This is a genomic window from Actinophytocola sp., assembly GCF_036002505.1.
Classification (GTDB): Bacteria; Actinomycetota; Actinomycetes; order Mycobacteriales; family Pseudonocardiaceae; genus DASYTH01.
The window spans coordinates 1-18275 of the sequence record NZ_DASYTH010000134.1 but is presented as its reverse complement, the minus strand read 5'-3'; the positions used below and the strand labels follow the sequence as shown (position 1 = coordinate 18275).

Sequence of the window (18275 nt, the reverse complement as noted above, 5' to 3'; positions counted from 1 at the left end):
GTCAAGCTAGTTTCTTCAGCAGGCGCACCGCGTCCAGGACGAGCGGATCGAGGCCGGCGGTGTCTGTTTCCGCGCGGGCGATCAGTTCGGAGCGCATCCGCGGGTCCCAGAACATGCGGATGTGGTTGGCGATCGCGTCGGCCGCCTCGTCGGGCGAGCGGTGGTGGAACTGGATCGCGATCTCGTTGGCGAGCCGGATCTGCGGTGGCACGGTCATCTCAGTCTGACACGGTAACCGGAATCGCCGCCTGCCTGAGCCCCGACGCCGGGCTGGCCGGCGTGCGCAGGCCGACCTGCACCGCGGTCACCTTGTACTCCGGGCAGTTGGTGGCCCAGTCGGAGTTCTCGGTGGTGACCACGTTGGCGCCGGTGACGGGGTGGTGGAACGTGGTGTAGACGACGCCGACGGGCATCCGGTCCGAGATCACGGCACGCAGCACGGTCTCACCGACCCGGCTGGACAGCGACACCTCGTCGCCGTCGTTGATGCCGCGCACCTCGGCGTCGTGCGGGTGGATCTCCAGCACGTCCTCCGCGTGCCAGGCCACGTTGGCCGTGCGCCGGGTCTGCGCGCCCACGTTGTACTGCGTCAGGATCCGCCCGGTGGTCAGGATCAGCGGGAAGCGCCGGTTGCTGCGCTCGCTGGTCGGCACGTATGCGGTCGGCACGAACCTGCCCCTGCCCCGAACGAACGCGTCCACGTGCATGACCGGGGTGCCCTCGGGGGCCTTGTCGTTGCACGGCCACTGGACGCTGCCGAGCCGGTCCAGCTTCTCGAACGAGACGCCGGCGAACGTCGGGGTGACCGCGGCGATCTCGGCCATGATCTCGCGCGGGTGGTCGTAGTGCATGGGGTAGCCCATGGCCTGGGCTATCTCGCAGGCGACCTGCCACTCGTGCTTGCCGGTCGCCGGCGCCATGACCGGGCGGACCCGGTTGATCCGTCGTTCGGCGTTGGTGAACGTGCCGTCCTTCTCCAGAAACGACGTGCCCGGCAGGAACACGTGGGCGAACTTCGCCGTCTCGTTGAGGAACAGGTCCTGGAGCACCACCAGGTCCATCGCCGTCAGCGCCGTGGTGACGTGCCGGGTGTTCGGGTCGGACTGGGCGAAGTCCTCGCCCTGGATGAACAGCGCGCGGAACGAGCCGTCGATGGCCGCGTTGAACATGTTGGGAATGCGCAGCCCCGGCTCGGGCAGGATCGAGCGCCCCCACACGCTTTCGAACACCGACCGCACCGCGTCGTCGGACACGTGCCGGTACCCGGCCAACTCGTGCGGGAACGACCCCATGTCGCACGAGCCCTGCACGTTGTTCTGGCCGCGCAACGGATTCACGCCCACCCCGTCGCGGCCGATGTTGCCGGTGGCCATGGCCAGGTTGGCCATGCCCATCACCATCGTCGAACCCTGGCTGTGCTCGGTGACCCCGAGCCCGTAGTAGATCGCGGCGTTGCGCGCGGTGGCGTACAACCGCGCCGCGGCACGCAGCTCCGCCGCGGGCACGCCGGTGACCGGCTCCATCGCCTCGGGGCTGTTCTCCGGCGCCGCGATGAACTCGGCCCACTCGCCGAAGCCCTCGCATCGTTGGTCTACAAAGGACTGATCGACCAGGTTCTCGGTGACCGCGACGTGTGCCATCGCGTTGACCACGGCCACGTTCGTGCCCGGGGCGAGCTGCAGGTGGTGCTCGGCCTGGACGTGCGGCGAGCGCACCAGGTCGATGCGGCGCGGGTCGACGACGATCAGCTTGGCGCCCTCGCGCAGCCGGCGCTTCATCCGCGAGGCGAACACCGGATGCCCGTCGGTCGGGTTCGCGCCGATCACCACGATCACGTCGGCCTGCGCCACGGACTTGAAGTCCTGCGTGCCGGCCGAGGTACCGAACGTCTGCTTGAGACCGTAGCCGGTCGGCGAGTGGCAGACCCGGGCACAGGTGTCGACGTTGTTGTTGCCGAACGCGGCGCGGACCATCTTCTGCACCACGTACACCTCTTCGTTGGTGGTGCGCGAGGAGGTGATCCCGCCGATCGCGCCGACCCCGTGCCGCGCCTGGATCTCCCGGAGCTTCCTTGCGGTGTAGGAGATCGCGGTATCCCAGTCGACCTCGCGCCACTCGTGGGTGATCGACTCACGGATCATCGGGCGCAGCACCCGGTCCGGGTGGGTGGCATAGCCGAACGCGAACCGGCCCTTGACGCAGGAGTGGCCCTCGTTGGCGCCGCCGTCCTTGTACGGCACCATCCGCACCAGCTCGGCGCCACGCAGCTCGGCCTTGAACGAGCAGCCCACCCCGCAGTACGCGCACGTGGTGACCACACTGCGGGTCGGCATGCCCAACTCCACAACGGTCTTCTCCTGCAGCGTCGCGGTCGGGCAGGCCTGCACGCACGCTCCACAGGAGACACACTCGGAGTCCATGAAGGACGTTCCGCCGGCAGACACCTTGGACTCGAAGCCCCGGCCGTCGATGGTCAGCGCGAACGTGCCCTGGATCTCGTCGCACGCCCGCACGCACCGCGAGCACACGATGCACTTGGACGCGTCGAAGTCGAAGTACGGGTTGCTGCTGTCGGTCGGCGCGTCGAGGTGGTTGCTTCCCTCGTAGCCGTACCGCACCTGGCGCAACCCGACCACGCCGGACATGTCCTGCAGCTCGCAGTCTCCGTTGGCCGAGCAGGTCAGGCAGTCCAGCGGGTGGTCGGAGATGTACAGCTCCATGATCCCCTGGCGCAGCTTCTCCAGCCTCGGGGTCTGGGTACGCACGCGCATCCCGTCGGTCACCGGCGTGGTGCACGAGGCCGGGGTGCCCGGCTTGCCGTCGATCTCCACCAGGCAGAGCCGGCAGGAGCCGAACGCCTCCAGGCTGTCGGTGGCGCACAGCTTGGGAATGTCGATGCCGGCCAGTGCCGAGGCGCGCATGACCGACGTGCCCGCCGGGACGGTCACCGGATGCCCGTCAACCTCGATCGGCACGGTCGCCTCGCTGGCGACGGCGGGGGTGCCGAAGTCGGGTTCTTTCAACAATGTCATGGCAGTTGCTCCCTGGCGTGCCTTTCAGCTCCGGGTGAAGTCGTCCGGGAAGTGCCGCAGCGCGCTCAGCACCGGGTTGGGGGTCAGACCACCCATGGCGCACAGCGATCCGTCGGTCATCAGTTCACAGAGATCGCTCAGCAGAGCCAGGTTCGCGTCCGGGTCCTGCCCGGCGACGATCTTGTCGATGGTCTCCACCCCGCGCACCGAACCGACCCGGCACGGGGTGCACTTGCCGCAGGACTCCTCGGCGCAGAACTCCATCGCGAAGCGGGCCATCGCGGCCATGTCCACGGTGTCGTCGAAGACCACGATCCCGCCGTGCCCCAGCATGGCCTTGGCCTCGGTGAACGCCTCGTAGCCCAGCGGAATGTCCAAACCGGACGCCGGCAGGTAGGCGCCGAGCGGCCCGCCGACCTGCACCGCCCGAATCGGCCGGCCCGACCGCGTGCCGCCACCGTAGTCGTTGATCAGCTCGGCCAGCGTCAGGCCGAACGCGGTCTCGAACACCCCGCCGCGCGCGATGTTGCCGGCGAGCTGGAAAACCTGGGTGCCGCGGGACTTTCCGGTGCCCAGCGCGGCGTAGGTGTCGGCGCCGTCGGCCAGGATCGCCGGCACCGAGGCCAGCGTGAGCACGTTGTGCACCAGGGTCGGCTTGCCGAACAGGCCGGTGATCGCGGGGATCGGCGGCTTGGCGCGGACCATGCCGCGCTTGCCCTCCAGGCTGTCGAGCATGGAGGTCTCCTCACCGCAGATGTACGCGCCGGCGCCGATCCGCAGGAACAGGTCGAAGGCGAACCCTGAGCCCAGTATCTGATGGCCGAGCCAGCCGCGCGCGTAGCCGATCTCGATGGCCTGGCGCAGCGTGCGGGCCGCGTCCGGGTACTCCGAGCGCAGGTAGGCGTAGCCCTCGGTGGCGCCGGTCGCATACGCCGCGATCGTCATGCCCTCGATCAGGCAGAAGGGGTCGCCCTCCAGCAGCATCCGGTCGGCGAACGTGCCGCTGTCGCCCTCGTCGGCGTTGCAGCACACGAACTTCAGCTCGCCCGGGGTGTCCAGCACGGTCTTCCACTTGATGCCGGCCGGGAATCCGGCCCCGCCGCGGCCGCGCAGCCCGGACTCGGCGATCTGCGCGACGGTCGCCTCCCGGCCGAGCTCGATGGCCTTGCGCAGGCCGGCGAGCCCGCCGTGGGCCAGGTAGTCGTCGGCGGAGAGCGGGTCGGTGACCCCGACGCGGGCGAAGCACAGCCGCCGCTGCGCGGCCATCCACGGCAGTTCCTCCACCGGACCGAGGCACTTGTCGTGCTCGCCGCCGAGGTCGGCCAGCAGGCTCGGCACGTCGGCGGGCGTGAGCGGGCCGTAACCGATGCGGCCGCCTGGCGTGTCCACCTCGACCAGCGGCTCCAGCCAGAGCATGCCGCGGGAACCGTTGCGCACCAAGCGAATGTCGGATCCCATTGCGCTGATCGCGGCGGCCACCTCGTCGGCGCCGACGCTGCGGGCGGCCGAATCCTGCGGCACATAGATCGTGGTGGTCATGACTGGTCCGCCTCCCCGGAATTCACTGCTGTGGTCACGGTGGGAGCGGAAAGGTGCTGGTTGGCCACGTGCTTGTGGCTGGCTTGCGTCACGTTCCCCTGAGGTGCGGTTGGCGGGCCCGCGGCCTGATCTGGCCTTGATGTTGACACAAGGGGTGTCATGCGCGTCCAGTCTCCGCGTCCACGACAAGCGCGTCCAGCCGGGTTTCGTCCAGCCTGCCGTGCAGCTTCCCGTTGATCTGCGCTGCCGGCCCCAGCGCGCAGTTGCCCAGGCAGAACACCTGCTCCAGGGTCACCGAGCCGTCCGGCGTGGTCTGCCCGAGTTTCACCCCGAACACCTGCTTGGCGTGCGCGACCAGCCGCTCCGCGCCGACCGACTGGCACGCCTCGGCCCGGCACAGCCTTACCACGGTCCGCCCGGCCGGCGCGGACCGGAAGTCGGCGTAGAAGCTGATCACCCCGTGCACCTCGGCCTTGGACAGGTTCAGCTCCTCGGCGATCACCGGCACCATGCCCGGCGCGATGTAGCCGAACTCGGCCTGCACGCCGTGCAGAATCGGCAGCAGCGCGCCCCGGTCACCGCGGTGCACATCGACCACGGCCCGCACCCGTTCGGCCACCGACGGCTCATCGGGAGTCATGCTCACTCACCCCACCCTACCTGCGCATACGGTATACACAACCCGCCGAACAGGCCTGCCTGCCGTGCTCCGGTGTACACGTTCATGTTGGCCCCACACAGAACGCCGATCAACGTCGGGCCGCCGCCGCACCGTAGGCTGGGGTCATGGGACGGGTGACGGTCCGGCGGCCGGTGCTGCGGGTGTCCACGGACGGCACACGGCATCAGCGGCCGGACACTCTGGCCGCCGAGGAGCCGCTGGAGATCCGCGTGGGTGGGCGCGCGCTCGCGGTCACCATGCGCACGCCCGGCCACGACGTCGAGCTGGCGCACGGGTTCCTGCTCACCGAGGGCGTCATCGGCAAGCCGGACGACGTGCGCACCGCCCGGTACTGCGACAGCGTGGACGGGGACGGCCGCAACACCTACAACGTGCTCGACCTCGAGCTGGCGGAGGGTGTTCCGGCGCCCGAGACCGGGGTGGAGCGGAACTTCTACACCACGTCCTCGTGCGGGGTGTGCGGCAAGGCGGCGCTGGACGCGGTGCGGCTGCGCACCCGCTTCTCCCCCGCCGACGACCCGATGGAGGTCGCGCCGGAGCTGCTGGCCACGTTCCCGGACACGCTGCGGGACCGGCAGCGGGTGTTCTCGTCCACCGGCGGCCTGCACGCGGCCGGACTGTTCACCTCGGACGGTTCGGCGCTGGTGGTGCGGGAGGACGTGGGCCGGCACAACGCGGTGGACAAGGCGGTCGGGTGGGCGCTGCTGGCCGGGCTGGTCCCGCTGGCCGGCACCGTGCTGATGGTCTCCGGGCGGGCCTCGTTCGAGCTGGTGCAGAAGGCCGCGATGGCCGGGATCCCGTTGCTGGCGGCGGTTTCCGCACCGTCCTCACTGGCCGTCGACCTCGCCGAGGAGCAGGGCGTCACGCTGGTCGGCTTCCTGCGCGGGGACAGCATGAACGTCTACACCGGAACCAGCCGGGTGGTCCGGTCGCCGATCCAGTCCAGCACCGCCGGCCAGGGGCCGTAGCCGGCGGCGGTGTTCAGGTGCGCGCCGCCCGGGATGACGTCGAGGTCGATCTTCAACCGGGCGGCCATGTCCACCGCCTCGTCCACCGAGCAGGCCTCGTCGTTGTCGCCGACCACGAGCTGGGTCCGGGCCGCCGCCCGCCGGACCCCCGCGGCACCGGGTTGAACCCGTGCACGTCCGGCTCGTGCCACCGCGGCCCGGGCGGCGCCACCAGCAGCACCCGGTCGAACCGCAGCGCCGCGTCCGCCAGCCGCGCCGCGTGGTGCAGCCACAGCAACGCCCCGCACGAATGCGCCAGCACCACCCGCTCGCCGCCGTCCGGAGCGGCCTCCAGGTGGTGCCGCAGCTCCCCCAGCCACACCCCGAGGTCCGGCCGGTCCGGCTCGGTGAACTGCGGAACGTCCACCACTCCACCGATCCGGGCAACCTCACCGGCCAACCATGACTGCCAGTGACCAGGCCCCGACCCCGTGTGTCCGTGCACAAGCAGCACATACGGAAACTCCGCACGAGAAAAGAAATCGGCAGACTCCGAGCTCATACGAAGTACCTACCACGCTCGGGGGGTCCGGGGGGCGGAGCCCCGCCGGCCGGGGGTCTGGGGGCTTGGCCCCCAGAGGGCACGGCGAGTGGCCATGGCGAGCGTTCTCCGCGAGCACACCTCACCCAGCCGCGAGCCCCTACGCGGACTTCTCGCGGCGCTCGCGGCGGGAGGCCTGGCGGGCGACGATCGTCGGGTTCACGTTCTCGCGCACGGTCTGCTCGGTGATGACGACCTTGGCCACGTCGGAGCGGCTGGGGATGTCGTACATCACCGACTGGAGGACCTCCTCCATGATGGCGCGCAGGCCGCGGGCCCCGGTGCCGCGGAGGATGGCCTGGTCGGCGACGGCCTCCAGCGCGGTGGCGGTGAACTCGAGCTCGACGCCGTCCATCTCAAAGAGTTTCTGGTACTGCTTGACCAGGGCGTTGCGCGGATCGGTGAGGATGCGGACCAGCGAGTCCTTGTCCAGGTTGGTGACGCTGGCGACCACCGGCAGGCGGCCGATGAACTCCGGGATCAGCCCGAACTTGATCAGATCCTCGGGCATGGTGTCGGCGAAGAAGTCCTGGGTGTCGATCTCGGCCTTGGACCGGATCTCCGCGCCGAACCCGAGGCCGCGCTTGCCGATCCGGTCCTGGATGATCTTCTCCAGCCCGGCGAACGCGCCGGCCACGATGAACAGCACGTTCGTCGTGTCGATCTGGATGAACTCCTGGTGCGGGTGCTTGCGGCCACCTTGCGGCGGCACGCTGGCCGTGGTGCCCTCGAGGATCTTCAGCAGCGCCTGCTGCACGCCCTCGCCGGAGACGTCCCGGGTGATCGACGGGTTCTCGCTCTTGCGCGCGATCTTGTCGACCTCGTCGATGTAGATGATGCCGGTCTCGGCGCGCTTGACGTCGTAGTCCGCCGCCTGGATGAGCTTGAGCAGGATGTTCTCGACGTCCTCGCCGACGTAGCCGGCCTCGGTCAGCGCGGTGGCGTCGGCGATGGCGAACGGCACGTTGAGCAGCTTGGCCAGGGTCTGGGCGAGGTAGGTCTTGCCGCAGCCGGTGGGTCCGAGCATGAGGATGTTGGACTTGGACAGCTCCACCGTCTCATGCGACTCGCGGCCCTCCGGGCGGGTGCGGTCACCGGCCTGAATGCGCTTGTAGTGGTTGTACACCGCGACCGCGAGCGTGCGTTTGGCGTCGTCCTGGCCGATCACGTACTGGTTGAGGAAATCGTGGATCTCCAGCGGCTTGGGCAGCTCGTCGAGCTTGACGTCGCCGGCCTCGGCCAGCTCCTCCTCGATGATCTCGTTGCAGAGGTCGATGCACTCGTCGCAGATGTATACGCCGGGGCCGGCGATGAGTTTTTTCACCTGCTTCTGGCTCTTTCCGCAGAAAGAGCACTTCAGCAGGTCGCCGCCGTCACCGATACGTGCCATGACCGCTGACCTCTGTCCCCTCCGGCGTACTTGGGGATACGCCTGGCTGTATGGGCGGGTGTGGGGCCCGCCTGGAAGTATCCCGCACGACACTCCAGGCCCGGTCGCACCCGTTTGCCCTTGACGGTACCTGCCAAACCCCACTCAGCGGGAGAACCTGGACTGCGACTGGCCGGATTAGGCCGATCAGGTAGTCAGCCCGAGAACCATGCCAGGTTCCCAACCCGCACCGGGGGTCCGGGGGCGAAGCCCCGCCGGCCGGGGGTCTGGGGGCTTGGCCCCCAGAGGACACCGGCGTTCGATCACGCTCGCGCTCTCCGCGAGCACACTTCTCCCCATCGAACGCGGCCGTCACGACTTCACGGCCGACAACTTCCGGTAGGCCAGCACCTCGTCGACGATGCCGTAGTCCTTGGCCTCGTCCGCGGTGAGGATCTTGTCCCGCTCGATGTCGGCGCGGACCTCCTCCGGCGACTTGTTGGTGTGCCGGGCCAGCGTGGACTCCATCAGCCGGCGGACCCGCTGGATCTCGTTGGCCTGGATCTCCAGGTCGGAGACCTGCCCGTAGGCGCCCTCCATGGACGGCTGGTGGATCAGGATCCGCGAGTTGGGCAGCGCGAACCGCTTGCCCGGGGTGCCGGCGGAGAGCAGCACCGCGGCGGCCGAGGCGGCCTGGCCGAGGCAGTAGGTCTGCACGTCCGGCCGGGCGAACTGCATCGTGTCGTAGATCGCCATGAGCGAGGTGAACGAGCCGCCCGGCGAGTTGATGTACATGATGATGTCCCGGTCCGGGTCGACGGACTCGAGGTAGAGCAGCTGGGCCATCACGTCGTTGGCGGAGGCGTCGTCGATCTGCACGCCGACGAAGATGATCCGCTCCTCGAACAGCTTGTTGTACGGGTTGGACTCCTTGACCCCGTAGCTGGTCCGCTCCACGAAGGACGGCAACACGTACCGGGACTGCGGGAGGTGAAGGTCGCTCACTGCGGGCTCCTAAGTTTCGTGCGCCGTCAGGCGTTGGGGTTCTGGTTCGCGCGGGTGACCACGTGGTCGATGAAGCCGTACACGCGGGCCTCCTCGGCCGTGAACCACGCGTCCCGGTCGCCGTCCGCGGTGACCTTGTCCAGCGGCTGTCCGGTCTGCTCTGCGGTGATCTGAGCCATCTCGAGCTTCCACTTGGCGTAGACCTCGGCCCGGATGGCGATGTCCGACGCGGTGCCGCCGATGCCCGCGGAGGGCTGGTGCATCATGATCCGCGCGTGCGGCAGGGCGTAGCGCTTGCCCGGGGTGCCGGAGGAGAGCAGGAACTGGCCCATCGACGCGGCCAGGCCCATCGCCCAGGTCTGCACGTCGGGCTCGACCAGCTGCATGGTGTCGTAGACGGCCATGCCCGCGGTCACCGAGCCGCCCGGCGAGTTGATGTAGAACGTGATGTCCTTCTCGGGATCCTCGGCGGCCAGCAGCAACAGCTGAGCGGTGATCCGGTTGGCGATCTCGTCGTCGACCTCGGAGCCGAGGAAGACGATGCGCTCCCGGAGCAGCCGCTCGTACACCGAGTCGTTCAGGGTGAGCCCCGCGGTCGCCGTCCGCATGAAGGGGGTGGGGTGAACAACCACGTCTGCCTGCCTTCTCCCAGGATCCTGAGCTGATCTCACGCAATCGACATTAACCAAGGCGAGTGGCCGGAATGGCCCGACACGACCCGCGTTCGCTCACAGCGTCACTACTTGTTGACCGCGTCTTCAGCGGGAGCCGTGTCCTCCGCCGCCGCCTCGGCCGTGTTCTCGTCGGGGCGGCCGAACAGCTCGTCGAGGTCGACGGCGTTTCCGGAGGCGTCGGTCACCGTGGCCAGGCGCACCACCGAGGCCAGCGCCTTGCCCCGCCGGACGTCGGCGAAGATCGCGCCGAGTTGGCCGGACTCCTGGGCCCGCTTGATGTACTCGTCCGGGCTGATGCCGAACCGCTGGGCCTGGTAGATGATCCGCTCGGTCAGCTCCGCGTCGGTGACGTTCAGATTCTCCGCCTCGGCGATCGAGTCCAGGATGAGCTGGGTCTTCACCGACTTCTCGGCGTCGGCCCGGACATCGGCGTCGAACTCCTCCATCGTCTTGCCCTCGGACTCGAGGAACTCGGCGAACCGCGCGTCGTCGTGGTCGAACGCGTGCACGGCGTCGTGCTTGCGCGAGTCCACCTCGGCCGTGACCACCGCCTCCGGCAGCGGCACCTCGGTGACCTCCAGCAGCGCGTCCAGCACCTTGTCCCGCGCCTGCACACCCTGCTGCATCCTCTTGATCCGGGTGAGCCGCTCGCGCAGGTCGGCCATCAGGTCGCCGATCGTGTCGAACTGGCTGGCCATGGCGGCGAACTCGTCGTCGGGCTCGGGCAGCTCGCGGACCTTGACCGACTGCACGGTGACGGTGACGTCGGCGTCGCGCCCGGCGTACGCACCGGCCACCAGGCTCGTGGTGAACGTCCGGCTCTCCTCCGCGTTCAGCCCGATGATCGCCTCGTCGATGCCGTCGACCAGCCCGCCGGAGCCCACCTCGTAGGACAGGCCGGTGGTGGTGGCCTCGGTGACCGCCTCGCCGTCCACCGTGGCGGACAGGTCGAGGGAGACGAAGTCGCCCTGCTCGGCCGGGCGGTCGGCACCGGTCAGCGTGCCGAACCGGACCCGGAGGTCGTCGAGTTGCTCGTCCACCTCGGCGTCGGTCAGCTCCACGTCGTCGACCGTCACGGACAGCTCGCCGAACGCCGGGACCGTGATGTCGGGCCGGATGTCGACCTCGGCGGTGAACGCCACCAGGTCGCCGTCCTCGATCTTGGTCACCTCGATCTCCGGGCTTCCGATGGCCCGCACCTCGCCCGCGGTGACGGCCTCCATGTACTTGGTCGGGATGGCCTCCTTGACCACCTCGTCCAGGATCGGCGCCCGGCCGATGCGCGACTCGATCACCCTGGCCGGCGCCTTGCCCGGGCGGAAGCCGGGAATGCGGATCTGCTGGGCCAACTTGCGGTAGGCGCGGTCGAAGTTCGGCTTGAGCTCGTCGAACGGCACCTCGACGTTGATCCGGACCCGCGTCGGGCTCAGGTGCTCGACGGTGCTCTTCAACGTGGTCTCCTCGGGCGGCAAGTGCATGGATGAGCGCCCGACGGCAGCTCACATCGGGACGGTGGCCCAGTCTATGCGAGCTTGCCCGACCCGCCGCGCGCCGGGTGACCTGGTCCGCCCGGTTGCGCGGGCGCCCACAACCAAATCACAAGCGGGGAGCGATAAGCACTGTGCACCGCGGGGCCGGCGAGGGCGCCCCGCTCAAGCAGGACAGTGGGGACTGCGATGCGAGCAAGATCAGCGAAAGCGTTGGCGGTGGTCGCCGCGTGCGTGGCCGGCCTGGCGCCGGTGTCGGCGGGCGCGGACTCCGCGTTTCCGGTCGTGTCGATCGTCGACGGCAACCCGAAGTGCTGGGCTCCGCAACTGGCACCGCCGCTGGCGGAGGTTCAGGCGGGCAGCAGCTGCTCGGTTCCGGTCGGTCTGTCCACCCTGTCGCCGGCGCCGGTCGGGGTGAAGTACCGGACGGTGCCGCTCGACCACCCGCCGGCGGACTACGTCCCCGTGCAGGAGGCGCAGCTGGTCTTCCAGCCGGGCGCGACGCGGGCCACCGCGCTGATCCCGCTGGTGCCGAAGCCGCCGCTGCCCCAGGAGCGGTTCATTCTGGAGCTGTACGCGCCGGCCGGCGCCGCGCTGGGCCGGGCCCGGGCCGAGGTGACGATCATGACGAGCGCACGGTGATGCCGTCGGCCTCGGCCGTCGCGTTCGCCTGGCGGTAGAGTTCGACCGCCTGCTTCCAGTGGCCGGCCGCGGCCTGCGGCCGGCCACACCGCGCCTCCAGGTCACCGAGATCGCGGAGCAGGTGGGCCTGCTCGTAGGCGTCCGGCACCCGGGTCCGCAGCGCCAGGCCCAACTCGAGGCTCTCCCGGGCGGCGGCCAGGTCGCCCGCCCCGAGTTGCGCGCGGCCGACGTGCTCGAGCGCGGCCGCCTCGCCGTGCCGGTCGCCGACGTCCCGGGTGATCTCCAGCGCCCTCGTGAAATGGTCGAGCGCGGCAACGAAATCCGCCCGGTCGAGGTACACCTTGCCGGTGTCGAGCAGGCATTCCCACTCGGCCCACCGGTCACCGATGGACCGGCTCACCGCGACCGCCTCACCCAGATGGTGCAGCGCCGTGTCGTGGTCGCCGCGGCCGAGGTAGGCCTCGCCCAGCGTGTCCAGGGTGGCCGCCTCCAGCCGGCCGTTGCCCAGCTCGCGGAAGATCGCCAGCGCGTTGCCCAGCGGCTCCAGGCTGTCCGCCGGCCGGCCCATCCGGACGTAGGTGAAGCCCAGATTGCGTTGGGACAGCGCGTGCCCGAGCCGGTTGCCGGACGCGGCGCTGCGCTCGACGGCCAGCCGGTGGGCCGCGATCGCCTCGTCGAAGCGCCGCAACTCGATGTAGGTGTTGCCGATGTTGTTGTAGACGTGACCCTCACCGGTGAGATCGCCGGCAGCCTGCGCGGCCCGCAGCGCCAGCGTGTTCGTGGCCAGCGCGTCGGGCAGGCGGCGCACCATGAAGTACGCGACCCCCAGCGCCCGCAGCATCTCCGCCTCCGCCAGCCGCTCGCCGAGCTCGGCCGCGGCCGCGGCACCGATCCGGCACAGCTCCACCCGCTCGTGCCAGTGACCGGTGGCGTCGTAGAAGCTGGTCAGCAGGTAGGTGAGCTGCCAGGCCTCGGTGAGCAGTCCGTTCTCCCGGGCGAAGCGCACCACCGGCAGCAGGTTGTCCCGCTCGGCGCCGAGAAAGGCCTGCGCCGCGTGCGGGTCGGCGGCGAACGGCGCCTCGGGTCTTCGGTGCCGGTACGCCGGCCGCACCAGGTCGCGGTTCGGCTCGATGACCGCGTTGGCCTCCGCGGCGATCAGCAGGTACCAGTCGAGCAGCCGCTCGGTGGCCTCGACCCGGCCGGCTTCGGGCTCCTCGGTGTGCGCGCACCGCCGGGCGAACTCGCGGATCAGGTCGTGGAACCGGAACCGGTCCGGCCCGGCGTCGGTCACCAGGTGGTGCGCGGCGAGCTCGTGCACGGCGGCCGCGCCCTCGTGCTCCGTGAGGTCGCACATGGCCGACGCGAGCGCCGTGCTGACCGTCGTGCCCGGGCTGAGCCCGATCCGGCGGAACATCCGGGCCTGCGCCGCCGGCAGCGGCAGGTAGGCGCTGGCCAGCACGGCACGCACGGTGCGGGAGTCGCCCTCGACGGCCAGGGTGTCCAACCGGCCGGCGCCGGCCAGCTCCGCGGCGAGCTCCGCGATCGGCCGGCGGGGGTCCCCGGCCAGCCGGGCGGCCGCGATGCGCAGCGCCAGCGGCATGCCGCCGCAGAGCCGGGCGAGCCGGGCGGCGGGGCCGGGCTCATGCCGGACCCGGCCCGGCCCGAGCACCCGCGTCAGCAGGTCCATCGAGGCCGCGTGCGGGAACGCGTCGAGGGCGACCGGGTGCACCGCGTGCCGGGTGCCCAGCGCGGCCATGGCGTGCCGGCTGGTGATCATCAGCAGCGCCGGGCCGGTGCCGGGCACGAGGGGCAGGACGTCCGGCACCCGCCCGGCGTTGTCGATCATGATGAGGCAGCGCCGGCCGCGCAGCAGCGAGCGGTACAGCGCGGCGCGTTCGGCCAGCTCGCCCGGAATCCGCTCGTCCGGCACGTCCAGGGCGCGCAGCAGGTGCGCGAGCGCGTCGGCCGCGGACACCGCCCCGCGCCGCTCGTGCCCGCGCAGGTCGAGGAACAGCTGGCCGTCCGGGAACCGGTCGGCACGGCGGTGCGCCCACTGCACGGCGAGCGCGGTCTTGCCCATGCCGGCGGCCCCGGAGATCACCACGACCGGCTGCTCGTCGCCCGGCTCGTCCAGCATCCGGTCCAGCTCGGCCAGCTCGCCGTCGCGCCCGGTGAAATGCCCCACCCGCGCCGGAATCTGCGCCGGCGCCGGCTGCTGTGGGGTCAGGTCCAGCGCGGGATCCCGGCGCAGTATCGAGGCGTGCAGGGTGAGCAGCTCCGGCCCGGGGTCCACGCCCAACTCGTCGGCCAGCCGGTGGCGCAGGTCCTGGAACGCCTCCAGCGCGTCGGTCTGCCGCCCGCACCGGTACAGCGCGGTCATGTACAGCGCGGTCAGCCGCTCCCGCGCGGGATGCAGGCCCAGCAGCCGCGGCAGCCGGCGGGCCGCCTCCTCGTGGTTACCCAGCCGCAGTTCGGCGTCCCAGAGGTCCTCGGTCGCCGACAGCCGCATCTCCTGTAATCGGTCGACCTCCCGCTGCCCCCACCCGGCCAGCTCCGCGTCGGCGAACGGCTCGCCACGCCACAGCGCGGCCGCCTGCCGTAGCTCCGCCGCCGCCCGGTCCGCCGCACCCGCCGCCAGGTACCCGCGGCCCGCCCGCACCGCCCGCTCGAACCGGAGCGCGTCCACCGACTCCGGCGGGGCGTCCATGACGTACCCGGGCCCCCGGGTCACCAGCACCGGCGTGAACCCGCACGCCGTCAGCGCCTGCCGGATCCGCGCCACATGGCTGTGCAGCGTCCGCACCGCCGTCCGCGGCGGCTCCTCCCCCCACAGCACGTCCACCAGCCGCGGAATCGGCAGCGTGGTGCCGGCGTTGAGTGCCAGCACCCCCAGCACCGCCCGCTGCCGCGCCCCGTGCAACACCGCCGGCCCCGCCGGTCCGAGCGCCTCCACCGGACCCAGCACCCGCAACTCGCCGGGCTCCGCCACCACCCCCAGCTCCTTCCCCACCACCCTCCGGAGAAAGCCTAGCCCGCCCCACAGCACACCGCGACCATCCGCTCACCCACTGTTGATCACACAACGCGGTGTGGTCCACGTCGGCCGCCGCGCTACGCTGTGCCAGGCCACCTCGGTGGTCACGGGCTGTGGCGCAGCTTGGTAGCGCATCCGCTTTGGGAGCGGAGGGTCGCAGGTTCAAATCCTGTCAGCCCGACCCACATCCGCGGGTACACCCCGTCGTCCCGGGGTGACGCGCTACCCTGTTCCCGCACCGGCTCACCCAGCCGGCGCACGCGGGTGTAGCTCAATGGCAGAGCCCCAGCCTTCCAAGCTGGCCATGCGGGTTCGATTCCCGTCACCCGCTCCACTCCCACCGCAGCTCACCGGTCCGTCGATGGTCCCAAGTGGACGTCACCTCTGCACTCCATTCCGCCGGGCGCCCTCGCGTGCACGGCTGTTTCAAGATCACCTGAGTGGGTTTTGTTGCTGATGGGACTGTGGTGACGCCAGGAACTCCAGGAGCTCCGCCGTCGTGCGACGAAGGGGGCCTTTGTCACGCTGAGTGTGACGAAGGACGCCTTCATCGCACGCACTCCACAGTAGACACTCAGGTACTGCCGAGCGCGAGACTTTCCGGTGTTGGTGCGCGATCCTTCCTCATCAATTCGCCGAGGTTCTGAACTCAGGATTCTGTTTGTCGCCGTTGTTCGCGATCTGCCGTTCCAATTCGGAAACCATGGCGCGTTCCAGACTCATCCAGTGCCGCGCCTCATGATGGTGTGCCCAGTCGACTTCGGCCGTCTCGGCGTAGACCTCGGCCGCGTGGCGGTGGTACGCCAGCCACACCGACAACGGCGCGTTCCCGCTGGGCTGAACCGTGGACACCGCCTCGTGTGCCTGCGCCAAGCTGGTCGGCATGCTGGCCAGCTCGCCTTTTCCACGCCGTCCACGTGTCCGCGCCCCAGCCGGCCTCACTGCCAACTCGTCCGCTTTCGCCTTCTCCCGCTGGGCCCAGTACAGCGCCTCACCGTGATGGCCGTCGTCAACCTCGGCCACCTGCCGGTACACCGCTGAACTCCGCAGGTGGAAGTTCAGCCACGTCGAAGTCCCCGCGTCTGCTCCCGGCCGTAGCGCGACCAGCGCCTCATGCGCGGCCCACAACGTGCGCGTCGCCCGCGCCTCCAACCACGGCCGCTCGCTCACAGCCGCTCACCCCCGTCTCCACCTGGCGGGAGGTGAGGCCGAGCCGGCAAATGCCGTTGCGGCCCTCCACACCCAGAACGAATGCGCCGCACGGGAACACCTCGCCGAAATTCCACCGCGAACCGCGTCGGGATAACTGGCATCTTGTCCTCTTGCCGTCACGTCCGGGGTGTTCCGGACAATCGCTACTTTCGGCTGTTCAGGAGGACGCAAGCACCGCATTGCAGGACACCTACGGACGTCTTGGTACCGTCAAGACGTCCCAACTCGTCTCGACTGGAGCCCGCCGTGCGGAACGAGCGCCTACGCGACGCCCTATTGCGCAACGGCCTCGACGTCCATCACGTCGCCAAGGCGACCGGGGTCGACCCGAAGACCGTCGAACGCTGGATCGCGAAGGGCCGCATCCCCTACCCCCGCCACCGCCACGCCATCGCCGCCATGGTCCGCGAGACCGAGAGCTACCTCTGGCCCGCCGCCGTCGAGCCAGAACGCAAGGCCGAGATCGGCGGATCGGAGATCGTCAAGGTCTACCCGCACCGCCACCTGGTACCGGCCGACCTCTGGACCCGGCTATGCGGCCAGGCCGCCGAGCACATCGAGGTGCTCATCTATGCCGGCATGTTCCTCACCGACGACCCGACGCTGCTCAAACGCCTACGCCACCAAGCCGACGAAGGCGCCAAGATCCGGCTCCTCCTCGGCGACCCGGCAAGCCAGGCGGTCGCCCGTCGCAGCATCGAAGAAAACATCGGCAAGACCACGATCCCAGCCAAGGTCCGAAACGCCCTGGCGTTCTTCCAACCGCTATCCGGTGTCGACGGTATCGAGATCCGTTGCCACGCAACGACCCTGTACAACTCCATCTACCGATTCGACGACGACATGCTCGTCAACACCCACGTCTACGGCTTCGCCGCCGGCCACGCACCCCTACTCCACCTCCGCCGACTCACCGGCGGCGACCTGTTCGAAACCTACTCCGAGAGTTTCGACAGCGTGTGGAGCGCAGCCAAGCCACCCAAGTGGTAGGCAGGACCCCATGACCCGTATCGACTACTACCAAGACCCCGACGCCCCACCAGCCAACAGCATCGTGGTCGCCGTGACCGCAGTCATCCAGGACGACACCGGCCGCCTCCTCATGATCCGCCGCACCGACAACGACCTCTACGCCATCCCCGGCGGAGCCCAAGAGATCGGCGAGACCATCTCCCAAACCGTCACACGCGAAGTCAAAGAAGAAACCGGCATCAACGTCGAGGTCGCCGGCCTGATCGGCATCTACAGCGACCCCAACCACGTCATTGCCTTCATCGACGGCGAGGTCCGCCAGGAATTCTCCATCTGCTTCCGAGCCCATTCCATCGGCGGCCAGCTTCGCGTCAGCGGCGAGTCCAAGGAAGTCCTCTGGGTTGAACCAGCACGACTCGACGAGCTGAATGTCCACCCCTCGATCAGGCTGCGCATCAGCCACGGCCTCGAGGACCGCGCAGAGCCATACTATGCCTGACCGATGCCAGCCGCCCGAAGCCGCTCCTCAGTCCGCTGCACAGCTGCAACCAGTTCAGGTTGCGCCTGGCGAATGAAGAACGTCACGATGTCCTCCGGCCCATACCGCTCCTGAATCTCAGCTATTCGCCGGTCGACATCAGTCAGATTTTCGTCCGGATTCGTTGTCATGTCGCCGGCGGTGTCCAGCTGGGCGACCATCCGGTCCAGACCCTCCGTGGAGGGATCGTTGGTCGTCACCGGCGTTTCTTGCATAAACCAATCCTAACCGAACACACCTTCGACTCGTGGCTGACACTCCAGCCGGTCTCTCCGGCTCCGCGGTATGTGTCGTTGCTTCGTGCTGGGGCAATCTCTGCCGAATTCGGCTCTATGTGATCAAGGCGGCGCGCAAGCGTGCCGCCGCAGGCCGGCCCGCCTGCCACTCCGCTCACGGCGGCCGGCCGGCCACACGTTGACTTGCACGACGACCTTGGCCTTGGCATAGCGCGGCAGCCATCCATCAACGGGACCGTCTCCTCGTAGCCCGAGATCGTTTAACACCGTGCCGCTGGCCTCAAGGGCACTCCTTCGTCGCGTCG

General features: G+C 69.7%; 17 protein-coding genes and 2 tRNA genes. 6 read left to right on the top strand and 13 right to left on the bottom strand.

Annotated features, from left to right (window positions below):
• Nucleotide 1: 1 nt before the first annotated feature.
• From VGR06_RS11395 to VGR06_RS11380, 4 genes are all read right to left on the bottom strand, one after another.
• Nucleotides 2–217 carry a formate dehydrogenase subunit delta gene (locus tag VGR06_RS11395; RefSeq protein ID WP_327558984.1) on the bottom strand — a complete coding sequence of 72 codons (216 nt, stop codon included), beginning with the start codon at nt 215–217 and terminating at the stop codon, nt 2–4.
• A gap of 1 nt (nt 218) precedes the next feature.
• Nucleotides 219–3032, bottom strand: a complete 2814-nt coding sequence (gene fdhF / locus VGR06_RS11390) for a formate dehydrogenase subunit alpha (protein ID WP_327558983.1) — start codon at nt 3030–3032, stop codon at nt 219–221.
• 24 nt (nt 3033–3056) lie between these two features.
• Nucleotides 3057–4571, bottom strand: coding sequence for an NADH-quinone oxidoreductase subunit NuoF (locus tag VGR06_RS11385; RefSeq protein ID WP_327558982.1), 1515 nt, complete (start codon nt 4569–4571; stop codon nt 3057–3059).
• A 157-nt stretch (nt 4572–4728) separates the two neighbouring features.
• Nucleotides 4729–5211 (bottom strand): formate dehydrogenase subunit gamma, encoded by a 483-nt coding sequence (locus VGR06_RS11380; RefSeq protein ID WP_327558981.1) that lies wholly within the window; start codon nt 5209–5211, stop codon nt 4729–4731.
• 146 nt (nt 5212–5357) lie between these two features.
• Between VGR06_RS11380 and fdhD the strand changes: the two genes are divergently transcribed.
• The gene (fdhD, locus tag VGR06_RS11375; protein WP_327558980.1) at nt 5358–6221 is read left to right on the top strand and encodes a formate dehydrogenase accessory sulfurtransferase FdhD; all 864 of its coding nucleotides are present in this window, start codon (nt 5358–5360) and stop codon (nt 6219–6221) included.
• On the opposite strand, the gene VGR06_RS11370 is transcribed toward fdhD, so the two are convergent.
• The 6 genes from VGR06_RS11370 to tig form a co-directional block, all read right to left on the bottom strand.
• On the bottom strand, nt 6155–6307 hold the full coding sequence (locus tag VGR06_RS11370) for an alpha/beta hydrolase (protein WP_327558979.1): 153 nt from the start codon (nt 6305–6307) through the stop codon (nt 6155–6157). The two genes, fdhD and VGR06_RS11370, sit on opposite strands and share 67 nt — an antisense overlap.
• Nucleotides 6274–6762, bottom strand: coding sequence for an RBBP9/YdeN family alpha/beta hydrolase (locus tag VGR06_RS11365; RefSeq protein ID WP_327558978.1), 489 nt, complete (start codon nt 6760–6762; stop codon nt 6274–6276). Before VGR06_RS11365 ends, VGR06_RS11370 begins: the two co-directional genes overlap by 34 nt.
• A gap of 139 nt (nt 6763–6901) precedes the next feature.
• Entirely contained in the window at nt 6902–8191 is a 1290-nt protein-coding gene (gene clpX / locus VGR06_RS11360) for an ATP-dependent Clp protease ATP-binding subunit ClpX (protein WP_327558977.1), read from the bottom strand.
• Between the two features lie 351 nt (nt 8192–8542).
• The gene (locus VGR06_RS11355; protein ID WP_327558976.1) at nt 8543–9175 is read right to left on the bottom strand and encodes an ATP-dependent Clp protease proteolytic subunit; all 633 of its coding nucleotides are present in this window, start codon (nt 9173–9175) and stop codon (nt 8543–8545) included.
• Between the two features lie 26 nt (nt 9176–9201).
• Entirely contained in the window at nt 9202–9783 is a 582-nt protein-coding gene (locus VGR06_RS11350) for an ATP-dependent Clp protease proteolytic subunit (protein ID WP_327558975.1), read from the bottom strand.
• Nucleotides 9784–9914: 131 nt separating this feature from the next.
• The gene (gene tig, locus VGR06_RS11345; protein WP_327558974.1) at nt 9915–11300 is read right to left on the bottom strand and encodes a trigger factor; all 1386 of its coding nucleotides are present in this window, start codon (nt 11298–11300) and stop codon (nt 9915–9917) included.
• A gap of 225 nt (nt 11301–11525) precedes the next feature.
• On the opposite strand from tig, the gene VGR06_RS11340 reads away from it, so the two are divergent.
• Complete coding sequence (locus tag VGR06_RS11340) at nt 11526–11978, top strand: hypothetical protein (RefSeq protein ID WP_327558973.1); 453 nt, start codon at nt 11526–11528, stop codon at nt 11976–11978.
• Here the strand turns inward: VGR06_RS11340 and VGR06_RS11335 are convergent.
• Nucleotides 11959–14970: an AfsR/SARP family transcriptional regulator gene (locus tag VGR06_RS11335; RefSeq protein ID WP_327558972.1), complete on the bottom strand. Its 3012-nt coding sequence runs from the start codon at nt 14968–14970 to the stop codon at nt 11959–11961. The two genes, VGR06_RS11340 and VGR06_RS11335, sit on opposite strands and share 20 nt — an antisense overlap.
• 149 nt (nt 14971–15119) lie before the next feature.
• Here VGR06_RS11335 and VGR06_RS11330 point away from each other — a divergent pair.
• Nucleotides 15120–15193: transfer RNA gene (locus VGR06_RS11330), tRNA-Pro, on the top strand.
• A 79-nt stretch (nt 15194–15272) separates the two neighbouring features.
• Nucleotides 15273–15346: transfer RNA gene (locus tag VGR06_RS11325), tRNA-Gly, on the top strand.
• A 293-nt stretch (nt 15347–15639) separates the two neighbouring features.
• On the opposite strand, the gene VGR06_RS11320 is transcribed toward VGR06_RS11325, so the two are convergent.
• Nucleotides 15640–16182, bottom strand: a complete 543-nt coding sequence (locus tag VGR06_RS11320; RefSeq protein WP_327558971.1) for an AMED_5909 family protein — start codon at nt 16180–16182, stop codon at nt 15640–15642.
• A gap of 288 nt (nt 16183–16470) precedes the next feature.
• Between VGR06_RS11320 and VGR06_RS11315 the strand changes: the two genes are divergently transcribed.
• Nucleotides 16471–17214: a DUF5919 domain-containing protein gene (locus VGR06_RS11315; protein ID WP_327558970.1), complete on the top strand. Its 744-nt coding sequence runs from the start codon at nt 16471–16473 to the stop codon at nt 17212–17214.
• Between the two features lie 10 nt (nt 17215–17224).
• A complete protein-coding gene (locus tag VGR06_RS11310) occupies nt 17225–17695 on the top strand; it encodes an NUDIX domain-containing protein (RefSeq protein WP_327558969.1) in 471 nt (156 codons plus the stop codon).
• Here VGR06_RS11310 and VGR06_RS11305 read toward each other — a convergent pair.
• Nucleotides 17686–17949, bottom strand: a complete 264-nt coding sequence (locus VGR06_RS11305) for a hypothetical protein (RefSeq protein ID WP_327558968.1) — start codon at nt 17947–17949, stop codon at nt 17686–17688. The genes VGR06_RS11310 and VGR06_RS11305 overlap by 10 nt on opposite strands.
• Between the last annotated feature and the right edge of the window lie 326 nt (nt 17950–18275).